At 47.9% G+C, this 10,575-nt stretch carries 13 protein-coding genes and 1 rRNA gene; 2 read left to right on the top strand and 12 right to left on the bottom strand.

What is annotated here, in order from left to right; genetic code table 11:
* Positions 1 to 268: 268 nt before the first annotated feature.
* Positions 269 to 523, top strand: a complete 255-nt coding sequence (locus tag AM231_RS24610) for an AbrB/MazE/SpoVT family DNA-binding domain-containing protein (protein ID WP_006207408.1) — start codon at positions 269 to 271, stop codon at positions 521 to 523.
* Positions 524 to 656: 133 nt separating this feature from the next.
* Here AM231_RS24610 and rsmI read toward each other — a convergent pair whose 3' ends face one another.
* From rsmI to AM231_RS24660, 10 genes are all read right to left on the bottom strand, one after another.
* Positions 657 to 1,550 (bottom strand): 16S rRNA (cytidine(1402)-2'-O)-methyltransferase, encoded by an 894-nt coding sequence (gene rsmI / locus AM231_RS24615; RefSeq protein ID WP_054405017.1) that lies wholly within the window; start codon positions 1,548 to 1,550, stop codon positions 657 to 659.
* Positions 1,547 to 2,314, bottom strand: a complete 768-nt coding sequence (locus AM231_RS24620; RefSeq protein ID WP_054405019.1) for a tRNA1(Val) (adenine(37)-N6)-methyltransferase — start codon at positions 2,312 to 2,314, stop codon at positions 1,547 to 1,549. Before AM231_RS24620 ends, rsmI begins: the two co-directional genes overlap by 4 nt.
* A 174-nt stretch (positions 2,315 to 2,488) precedes the next feature.
* Complete coding sequence (yabA, locus tag AM231_RS24625; protein ID WP_053490723.1) at positions 2,489 to 2,857, bottom strand: DNA replication initiation control protein YabA; 369 nt, start codon at positions 2,855 to 2,857, stop codon at positions 2,489 to 2,491.
* Between the two features lie 32 nt (positions 2,858 to 2,889).
* Positions 2,890 to 3,690 (bottom strand): PSP1 domain-containing protein, encoded by an 801-nt coding sequence (locus AM231_RS24630; protein WP_053490724.1) that lies wholly within the window; start codon positions 3,688 to 3,690, stop codon positions 2,890 to 2,892.
* Positions 3,691 to 3,746: 56 nt separating this feature from the next.
* On the bottom strand, positions 3,747 to 4,733 hold the full coding sequence (gene holB, locus AM231_RS24635) for a DNA polymerase III subunit delta' (RefSeq protein WP_053490725.1): 987 nt from the start codon (positions 4,731 to 4,733) through the stop codon (positions 3,747 to 3,749).
* 60 nt (positions 4,734 to 4,793) lie between these two features.
* Entirely contained in the window at positions 4,794 to 5,237 is a 444-nt protein-coding gene (locus tag AM231_RS24640; RefSeq protein WP_053490726.1) for a YaaR family protein, read from the bottom strand.
* Between the two features lie 342 nt (positions 5,238 to 5,579).
* Positions 5,580 to 5,909 carry a cyclic-di-AMP receptor gene (locus AM231_RS24645; protein WP_006207400.1) on the bottom strand — a complete coding sequence of 110 codons (330 nt, stop codon included), beginning with the start codon at positions 5,907 to 5,909 and terminating at the stop codon, positions 5,580 to 5,582.
* A 65-nt stretch (positions 5,910 to 5,974) separates the two neighbouring features.
* Positions 5,975 to 6,619, bottom strand: a complete 645-nt coding sequence (gene tmk / locus AM231_RS24650; protein WP_053490727.1) for a dTMP kinase — start codon at positions 6,617 to 6,619, stop codon at positions 5,975 to 5,977.
* A gap of 95 nt (positions 6,620 to 6,714) precedes the next feature.
* Positions 6,715 to 8,382, bottom strand: coding sequence for an aminotransferase class I/II-fold pyridoxal phosphate-dependent enzyme (locus AM231_RS24655; RefSeq protein WP_054405021.1), 1,668 nt, complete (start codon positions 8,380 to 8,382; stop codon positions 6,715 to 6,717).
* 135 nt (positions 8,383 to 8,517) lie between these two features.
* Positions 8,518 to 8,703, bottom strand: coding sequence for a sigma factor G inhibitor Gin (locus AM231_RS24660; protein WP_053490729.1), 186 nt, complete (start codon positions 8,701 to 8,703; stop codon positions 8,518 to 8,520).
* 234 nt (positions 8,704 to 8,937) lie between these two features.
* Here AM231_RS24660 and AM231_RS24665 point away from each other — a divergent pair, with 234 nt between their 5' ends.
* Positions 8,938 to 9,459, top strand: coding sequence for a hypothetical protein (locus tag AM231_RS24665; protein WP_054405023.1), 522 nt, complete (start codon positions 8,938 to 8,940; stop codon positions 9,457 to 9,459).
* 94 nt (positions 9,460 to 9,553) lie between these two features.
* Here AM231_RS24665 and AM231_RS24670 read toward each other — a convergent pair whose 3' ends face one another.
* Together AM231_RS24670 and rrf are read right to left on the bottom strand one after the other, a co-directional pair.
* Positions 9,554 to 9,991 carry a hypothetical protein gene (locus tag AM231_RS24670; RefSeq protein WP_053490731.1) on the bottom strand — a complete coding sequence of 146 codons (438 nt, stop codon included), beginning with the start codon at positions 9,989 to 9,991 and terminating at the stop codon, positions 9,554 to 9,556.
* Positions 9,992 to 10,306: 315 nt separating this feature from the next.
* Positions 10,307 to 10,424, bottom strand: a 5S ribosomal RNA gene (gene rrf, locus AM231_RS24675).
* Positions 10,425 to 10,575: the final 151 nt, after the last annotated feature.

The following is a 10,575-nucleotide window of genomic DNA, read 5'->3' on the forward strand; positions in this document are numbered from 1 at the left end:
TGACGCATAATGTCGAACACTGTCGAATAAGGTAAAATTGCGCTTTCCAAATCGACAATTAGAAAAATGCAGCAATTTTTGGGTCAATTATGGCAGTTTCGTTGCTATACAAGGGTTTTGTTCACTATACTTTCGTAAATAGGTTCCGATTTTTCAAAAAAATAGGTTGACTGTTTTGGGAATCGTTGGTACTATAAGTAACATAAAAACTAGAACTATGTCGAATTATGACTTTTTTAAATTATGGCGAGAGGGGCATTTATAAGTTATGATGAAATCAACAGGAATTGTAAGGAAAGTCGATGAGCTTGGACGGGTCGTCATTCCGATCGAATTGCGCCGTACACTGGGTATTGGTGAGAAAGATGCATTGGAGATTTATGTAGACGGCGAACGCATCATGCTTAAGAAATATGAGCCTGCCTGCATCTTCTGTGGTAACGCTGAGAACGTCACTTACTTCAAAGGCAAAATTGTTTGCCACGAATGTATCTCGGAAATCCCAACACCTGTGACAAATTAAGATTTTTAGTATATAATAGCATTATTACATTTTGTTAATTCTAACCTTTTTCATATCTCCTTGATGCCTTCCTCGGCTATGAACCCGGCCGCAGGAAGGTCTTTTTTTGTTCTTCTCCCTGCGGCTGGCTGGATTATGAGTCTGCCAAGAGGGCGTTGTATATATCCCGCTTCGACACCCCGCGATCGCCTGCTGTTTTTTTCATGGCATCTTTACGGTTTAGCCCTTCCTGCTCATAATGCTCAACATGGGCTTCGAGCGAAAGCTCCTGCCACCAGGCATTTCTCTCTTTGAGCTCCTCTTCTACACTTCCGGGTTCAACGACGATACAGTATTCTCCCTGTGGCGCATGCTCCGCAAGCCAATCCAAGCATTCCGATATGCTTCCACGCAGAAATTCTTCAAAGCGCTTCGTTAGCTCCCGTGCCAAGGTTGCCTTCCGATTTCCAAGAACCTCTAGCATAATCTCCAGTGTCTTCTTCACCCGATGCGGCGACTCATACAATAATAATGTTCCCTGCGCGGATTGCAGCGCCTGCAGCTGTTCCACCATCTCCTTACGTTCCCGCGGCAAAAAACCGATAAACGTAAAACGTTCGGTCGGCAGACCCGAAACGATTAAGGCTGAAAGCGCAGCATTCGCTCCGGGGATCGGAATCACGGATATACCTGCTTCAATCGCCAGGGAAACAAGATCACTGCCAGGGTCCGAAATCGCCGGCAAACCGGCATCACTGACGAGTGCCACATTTTTTCCTTCTATTATATAACGTATGATCTCAGGACCGCTCGCTGCCTTATTATGCTCATGGTAACTAAACAACGGCTTGGCCGGAATCTCAAAATGGGTCAGCAGCTTGCGAGTCTGTCTCGTATCCTCTGCCGCGATAATATCGCATTCCTGAAGGATGCGGACGGCGCGGTACGTCATATCCTCTAAATTACCGATCGGCGTCCCGACTAGATACAGGGAACCCGGATGTCCTTCTCCTCGCTCGGCATAGCTCTGTTGCACAAGATTCTTCATTCTTTCGTCTCATCCTCATGTGTTCCGTAGTAGATTTCCATAAAATCCGGTCCGTAATTCCCTTGCTCATCATACACAATCAGCGGTGGTTTCAGCCTCACTTCAGGCTTTCCATCCCGTATGCCTTCAATCAGCACCATATTGGCTTCCAAATTTACGCGCGGATGGACAAATCGAATGACCTTCGGCTCAATCCGGTATTTGCTCATCAGGGTGATGATTTCCGCCAGACGCAGCGGCTTGTGAACCATGCTCATCTTGCCGCCTTGACGAAGCAGTCTTGCACAGGATTCGATCACTTCCTCAAGCGTACAGTGGATTTCATGTCTAGCTATCGCTTGATGTTCATTCAGCTTCAAGTCACTGCCATTCATCGGCATATAAGGAGGATTAACCGTTATCAGGTCATATGCCCCATGTCCCTTTTCCTTATATAACTCCCGCAGATCGCCTTCATGGATCGTAATCTGCTCCTGAAGATCATTCATCGCTACGCTCCGCCTGGCCATATCCGCAAGTCTCGGCTGAATCTCAATGCCTTCAATGGGAGCGTTTGTTCGTGTCGATAACAGGATGGGCACCACCCCGTTGCCTGTGCACATATCCAAAATGCGGCCCCTGCGCGGTATACTCGCAAATCTCGCAAGCAGGACGGCGTCCATGGAAAAGCTAAATACTTCCTCGCTCTGGATAATCCCAAGCTCATGGGTGAGCAGATCATCAATCCGCTCCGATGGCTGCAATAACACGTCTTTCCCTTTCATCGTTTCAATCCTTCACCTCTATAATTTCAAATCTGTTCTCTATGTTCTAAATACATAGAAGGCTGCTCTTCATATTACATGACAAGCAGCCGGATGGATTGGCATATTTCTGATTCTTACAGTATGACCTTTCCATTCTAGAAAAAAACCGTAGGCAGTTTCTCCTACGGCTTCTTATTTATTCAAAAAAGATAAACAGAACAGGCAATCCCCTTCCGTTCTCAAATGTCCGTAATAGACATTGCAAATATGGAAGCCTTCATGATACAGCCGAGCCAGGTTATCATAACCCTCGCCGACCACATCCTCATGTTCCTCATCCTTCACATGAAGCTGAGGTTGTAAAGCCACTGGGTTTTCCACGTCTGCCGGATGGACTTCCTTCTTTAATATTTTCCGGAGCTGTTCATTTTCAAGACTGAGGTGATGGTTCTCTTCCAGCAGTTCCTTGATGACCAGCTTGAGTCCACCCAGTTCACTGTGTATATGTCCCATCTGTGTTTCCAACTCTTGAATGAGCACAAAAATGTTTTTCTTCTCCAAGTCTACACCCCGAAAATAAACATTCTATTGGACTATTTAATGACAACGTCGTCCATTGGAAGTTCCTTAACCTTACCAATTTCGAACAGCTGAACATGAACTGTCCGCTTATCCGCATTCAGTCCGACAACTTTGCCTTCTCCCAGCGAAGTGACGACCATTTTTCCAGCGGATGGAAGCTCTTCTTTTACGCTTTCATAATTATCATGCTCAAACTTCAGGCAGCACATCAATCTTCCGCATAGTCCGGAAATTTTGGTCGGATTGAGCGATAGGCTTTGATCCTTTGCCATCTTGATCGATACCGGCTCAAAATCACCAAGCCATGAGGAGCAGCACAGTACGCGTCCACAGGGTCCAAGACCGCCGAGCATTTTGGCTTCATCACGAACTCCAATCTGACGAAGTTCGATTCTTGTACGGAATATACTGGCCAGATCCTTGACCAGTTCACGGAAATCGACACGGCCTTCCGCCGTGAAGTAGAAAATGATCTTATTGCGGTCAAACGTAAATTCCACGTCAACCAGCTTCATTTTCAATTCGTGATCCCGAATTTTATTTAAACAGGTAGTGAATGCTTCCCTAGCCGCTTGCTTGTTCTCTTCCACCACACGGGCGTCTGATTCACCAGCAATACGGATGACCTTCTTGAGTGGAAGAACAACGTCGGATTCACCTACCTCCTTCTTTCCTATCACAACTTGACCATACTCGATGCCTCTCGCGGTTTCCACGATGACGGATTGTTCCTTCTCCACGGGGAGATCGAGCGGATCAAAGTAATATATTTTGCCCGCTTTCTTAAAACGGACACCTACTACACTGTACAAAAATAAACCCCCTTGTGCCTGTACATAATGGCCATTCTAAGGGCCTGGGGGTGTGCTCACGCCGGAGTGTTACCGCCCAAACCCATCAATAACTGCTCTAAACTGAGCTGTCCATTGACATTATAGCGTAACTTCTTCTGACACTCTGCGGCCAAATCCATGTATGCCACCCACTGTGCTGTGCTGCGGGCTGATGCATGGCCAGAGATATACTCTGCCTGATCTATGAAAACGAGAGACTCTTTCCTTCCATACTGGACATGGATCATGTCCTTAAACCATAAATGAAACATACTGAACAGGATGTCCAGATGCTCAGAGAGTTCAGTTTTGAACACCTTTTGACTGGCGGTGATGATTGCCGAGCCGCTGCGGTTCAAAGACTCCTTCCCTAATTGTAACACTACGTTTCTAATTTCTGCAAACCAATTCTCATTCAATATTTTCCTACACTCATCAAGTCCGGATGCCAGATGAACCGCACAGCGTACAAGAGCCGCAGCATAACCCTCATCGATCAGAACCTTCTCCATCATCTGGGGATTCAACGCCCTGAACGGGACTTGTTGGGATCTGGACAAAATGGTCGGCAGAAGGGCCTGTCCATTCTCGGCAATCAAGATAGCAACAGCCGGTGCCTGGGGCTCTTCTAGAAACTTTAACAAGCTGTTGGCTGCCTGTGTGGTCATCTTCTCCGCCTGGTCCATAATGTAGACTTTAGGGTTCCGGTTCTCCGAACGATAGGAGAATACACGCTGAAGATCCCGAATCTGATCAATCTTAATGCTGGCTCCATCCGGCTCGATCAGGGTTAGATCGGGATGATTGCCGTGATCTACCTTGCGACATTCCAAACATTGTCCACAAGCATCATCTTCAAGCTCGGTACAAAACAATGCCTTGGCAAACGTAAGCGCCGTCTGCATCTGTCCGGCACCATGGGGGCCGCTGAACAAATAGGCATGACTGACCGCATTACGACGCAAGGCATTTTGCAGCAGTTGCTTCGCAGTCTCTTGACCTACGATATCATTAAAAGACATAAGTCCTCACTTTCTACCCATCCTTCATTCGCCCCTATTAGAAGAATTCGAAGAATCGAATTAGAATACAAGATTGATCAGCATGCCTCGAATTTCCCCAACCTTGTTCAGCAGGTCAATTCTTCCCTGCTCCGTATCCAAGAGATCATCGGCCATCGCCAGCAGCGCAGAATCAACCTCATCTATGACGTTAAATCGCTTGCCGCGTCCCCGACGGTCCCAACCGCGCGTTTCTTTCATCTTCACGCCACGGCGAACGGTTTCCTCCAAAAAACGGCGAACCATCAATTTATACGCTTTGAGCTCCCGAATGGTCATCGCTTTGGCCAAGCGATCCCCTTGCATCGCAATTTCACGCATTTGACGACTCAGCTCCTCATGAGTCGCACGTTCCCCTTGCTGCTGCATCATATCGGAGAATGAGCGCTGCTGAATCGGTCTGGCGCCGCTTTCCGACACCGTAAGCTCACTTTTTACGGGTCGAAAGCCCGGATTAATCTTCACCTAAATCCCCCGCCTCTTGCGTTATTCTTTCGCATCTAATAAAACGGAGGCACCCGGGTACGTTCATATTGAACAAACCTGTGCCTCACGTGAACGTACCCTGAAATTGTTTTCTTGTCAAGCAATTCACTGACAAATCAACGAACAATTCTACAGTTATTTAGTTCCATCTACTTCATGCGTCTATTCAAGTCCATCTACCGAGTGCTACGGTCTACGGTAAACTATTTTTATTATGATACAGTATGGGTTCGGAAGACTTGGAATGGAAGGAGAGCACAGCCGTCACATATCCCAATAAAAACATCCGTTACATATCTGTCGCAGATCTCGAATATGGACTTAGAAATGCTCAAATCGCTCTACTGGGAGCACAAATACCGTAGCGCCGCCGACCTGTACTTCAACAGGAAGAGGCAGGTATGAATCCGTCGTACCGCTCATCGGGGTTACCGGAGTGACCAGCTGCTCACGTACCTTACAGCTTGTGCGAATGACACTAAGTACACTTTCAACCTGTGAATCGTCTACCCCAATCATAAAGGTGGTATTCCCCGCCTTCAGAAATCCGCCAGTACTTGCAAGTTTTGTTGCCCGGAAGTTCGCTTTGACCAATGCGGCGGAGAGACGGTTGCTATCTTTATCCTGTACAATCGCAACAATCAGTTTCATGGTAAACCCTCCTTGTTTTTTTGGGGCATCGTCTGCCCTTAACTCTACATATTTGACAAACATCATCAAAAATCCTTCAAAATCGCCTCTTCCAAGTAGCGAATCATTTCTCTTTCCACTTGTGCCGGTGTTTTGGAAGCATCCAGCTTGCGGATACGGCCCGGGTTACGCTCCGCTACCAATAGATATCCTTCCCTTACCTTTTCGTGAAAAGCCAAAGCCTCCATATCCAGCCGATTCAGCTCCCGCTCTGCATTCGCCGCGATCCGGGACAAGCCGATCTCAGGCTCGATATCAAACAATAGTGTTAAATCTGGCATCCGTGTATCGATCGCGAACTGATTGATGCTCCATACCTCTTCCATGCCCAGTCCACGTGCATACCCCTGGTAAACCAGGCTGCTATCCACAAAACGGTCGCATAGTACGGTTAAACCCTGCTTCAAGGCCGGCTCCACCTTCTCTGCAAGATGCTGACGACGAGCAGCTGCATATAATAGTGCTTCTGTCCGGGGATCCATTGCAGTATGCGCCGGATCAAGAATGATGGAACGGATCTTCTCAGCGATCTCGATTCCGCCTGGCTCACGGGTGATGAGGTACGGGATCGAATGATTCTGCATAAAGGCAGCGACTCTGCCCATCATCGTTGTTTTGCCGGATCCGTCCCCTCCTTCAAGAGTAATGAATAGTGGTCTGCGATTCGTCATAGTATATCCTGCTTTCTATCTTCATTCATTGATCGATCATGAGTTCGAAGTTCTCCATCCCCTAAACGTCCCATGTATGGCGATATTCTCATCTCTTACGTTTCCTTGTAAACGACAATGGTTTGCAGCTTGGGGTCGGTGATGCCCTGGCATTTAGCCCCTTCGTCTCGTAGAGTCAGCAGCCTCTGTTCCATAACCTTGGTTATGGCTTCACCGGGATATAAAATTGGAATGCCTGGCGGATACGGGATAACCGTCTCGGCTGCCTTGCGCCCGGCACTGCTCTCTAACGGAATCGACTCGATCATCTCTCTGCCTATCGGCTTCAAGGTAAACGGAATAGGCGCGGAGTATGGAGCCTCCTCGGTTAAATTGTTCCACGTGGAAACATTCAAACTCAAGTTAGATTCCGCTAACAAGGTATGTTGGCTACTATCAGAAGCAGAGTTGTCATTCGCTTGGATAAACGGCGGCTCATAGCGCATGAAATCGCCCTGATCACGTAGTTCCCGAATCCGTAATTTCACTCGCTCCGATGAAAGGCCCGAGTCGGTCTCCGGCTCATGTGTTTCCTCCTCCTGCTCTACAATATGCAAAAGAGCCCATAGGAGGTGATTCGCATCTGCCTGCGTCGATCCCAGCGAAAATAATAAGACGACGCGCTGCTCGTCGCTCATCTCCGGCACACAGCCGCACGCCTCTAGTGCGCGCTGGAGTGCATACCCGCTCAGGGACCCGGTGCGGTCATATATGACCGCCTTGAACGGGTCCTGGCGGGTATACGCCGCGGCGGCTGTGTCCGCGGCGTGGCCCCTGGGCTGCGGCGGCTGCAGCAGCCCGAAGCGCGGCAGCTTCGCGAGGCCGCGCCGGAAGGTCTCCACGGCGGCCAGGCCAGCCGTGAAGGCGCCCGCGCCTTGCGTGTGCAGCAGGCGCCGCGCCAGATCCAGCGAAGCCATGAGCGGGTACGAGGGGCTGGAGCTCTGCACCATCGCCAGCCGCTGACGCAGCAGGCTGCGGTCGAGCAGCCTGCCCTGTACGTGCAGCATGGCTCCCATCGTCATAGCGGCTAACATTTTATGTGTGGATTGAACCACACCATCGGCACCGCATGACAAAGCGTTCTCGGGCAGCTCAAGATGCTGTCCATAATGGGCTCCATGAGCTTCATCGACAAGAAGCGGAACTCCGCGTTCATGGCAAGCTTCCGCCAGCGGCCTCAAGTCGCTCCCCATTCCGTAATAGTTCGGCATCGTAATTAGAACGCCCTTGGCTTTAGGGTAAGCCTCCAAGGCAGCTGCCACTGTAGCTGCGGAAGGAGCAATGGCAAGACCGCTAGGCTTGTCCAGCTCAGGCTGAAGAAATACTGCTCTTGCGCCTGCCAGCATCAATCCGTTCAATACAGACTTATGTACATTCCGCTGCACCAGTATAAAGTCGCCGGGTTCACGGCATACCGTTAGAATCAGAGCCAGATTGCCAGCGGTGCTCCCCCCTACCAGAAAGAAGCTTTCTTCGGCGCCAAAACATTCTGCAGCGAGCTCCTGTGCTTCCTGGATAACGTCTTCAGGATGAAATAAATCATCCGTTCCGGTTATTTCCGTCACATCTATATGCATGGCCTCTCGCAGCATACCAGCCAAGTAATGGTCGGGCTCATATGCTCTGCCATTCTTATGTCCAGGTACGTGAAACGATGAAGCTCCGCGTTCCCGATATAATGCCATGGCTTCCGCTAGCGGGGCACGCTCTCTATGTGTAGTCATCAACATATCCCTTCGGATTACATTCTCTAACCTATTTTAACGCAATTTGAAACGTACGCCTATGCCCTGATTCCACTAAAACCCCTGCCCAAACAAAAAAGGCCTTCGATCAGGCCCATTACACGGGTATCACATCTATGCATTTTTCGGCATCGCAATTTGTTTTAATTGATGGATAAAAAAATGATATTTGGCATCCTCTGCATTGGTATGAACGATTTCCGATTCACAATCCTCGCATACGAATTGCGATACAATGAGAATACCCTCGGTTTTCGACTGATCGCATATGATACACACGTGTTCGGTCAACTCTTCCATAACCATCCCACCTTGGTCCTTTTACTATTAGTATGACACAGTTTCTATTATTTTAAACCTTTTCATAGGATATGTCTTTCTACGCCTATTTATATGCCCCCCTTGGAGGCCTTGTGTCTGTACCTATTTTTTAACTTAATAAAAATATGATTTTGACCGATAAAATACATAAAAGACTTCATCTTCTTGTCTATCGAATATCATCATCTTCTTAAAGGGGGACGGCATAGCCCAATGGCAGATCCAAACGGTCAAGCCACCTTTTATCATTATCGACTCATTAAAAAAATCCAGATTCCTAAAAGCTTGTTGCTCCTCTACTTAAGTCTGCCTTGGCTGGCTGGCGCTGCAGGAGCATTCTGGGTATCACCGTATATCCTGCTGGATATGCTGATTGCCTTCCCGATTGTGTTGTGGATCCAATATGTCGTAGGACATACCGTGCTCCTCTTGCAGGGACCAAGCTATCGGAAACGTTGGCGTTTCCGTCTCAAGCCACCCTGGCTTGGCTATAACCCGGAACAACATGTCAGTCGGCGTGTGTTCATACTAGTACAGTTCTATACCTGCTGGATCGGGATTGTCCTATGCGTGATCATGGCATTCTGGTCTCCGCTCTCTTTTACGATTGGTCTTCTTATCTGGCATCTGTGGCTTCTGCTCCCTCGGGGCTACGCCTTGCTACGTTTGAGCGGACAGCGTAAAGATGGAATGTTGAAAATGAATGAACAAGACATCTCCTACTACAAGCAATAGCGTCCCAGGAGAGGTCTTGCACAACTCATTACATAATTTTGATTTACCCTTTTATATGAAATAAAGACCTCCATCCGAAGCCGGGAAGAGGTCTTTATTTATTCGTTTTATTGCTTTCCAATCCTTGAATGACTTGCTTTCGAAGCTGCGAGGGAACCGTGATTATAAGAAAATCGTCATGCACCGTGAGGTGGACGATGCTTTTACCTTTTTCAAATACTAACGATGAACTATCGTCATCTGTTTCCTTCTGCTCCCATCCCCAGGACTCGATCTCCTCCAGATAAGCCTCTGGAATGCTGTCCCCTTCCTTCAAGCCTGGAAGCGCGTAGCGTACATAGTCCAATTCACTATTGCCTGTGGTCTGCTCCGTTTTGTTCGCTTCCTTCGGAACAGGAAATGACTTCACATTCGCTGCACCGTCAAAGGATTTCCAGGTGGGTTCTGTGGATGCTCCACATCCGGTTCCGACCAACAGTATCGTACCCGCACATATTAATCCTGCCACTTGCAGTCCACGTTTACGCAACATATTATTGTCCTCCTTCCCCCACAATAACCGGTCTCCAGATGAGTATTCATAGTTGATTGGTTAATGGAGAACCTTCCAATCAGGCCTTCATTCCTATAGCCTGCGTAAATCGGTAATCACTTACCCAATAATGCCTAATTGTATTATACTGATTTTAGATGCGGTATCGGTAACAAAATCTTCATCTGTTTACGTCATTTTATTGAATATGTTATATAACAGCAAGCAACTAATTCCTTGCCTGCGAGCTTGTTTCTTGAATAAATAAAGCCAAATCGATCATCCATTTTGGATTTATAAAAAAATAAAAACCACCATCGATTACATCGACAGTGGTTTNGGACCCTGCGGTCCAAGTACCATCGGCGCTGGAAGGCTTAACGGTCGTGTTCGGGATGGGTACGCGTGGAACCCTTCCGCCATCGCCACCAAACATGCATTTGTGTAACAAATGCTACCGCGAGATATTCGGTACAACGCTTATGCGTGTATGAATATTGCAGCGTCTCAGATGTTTGATCACCTGAAAACTAGATACGAAACGTAATTTGCAGCATGTTGAAATAATTTAGGATAAGCCCTCG

The sequence above is a fragment of the Paenibacillus solani genome, assembly GCF_001277345.1.
Classification (GTDB): Bacteria; Bacillota; Bacilli; order Paenibacillales; family Paenibacillaceae; genus Paenibacillus_AQ; species Paenibacillus_AQ solani.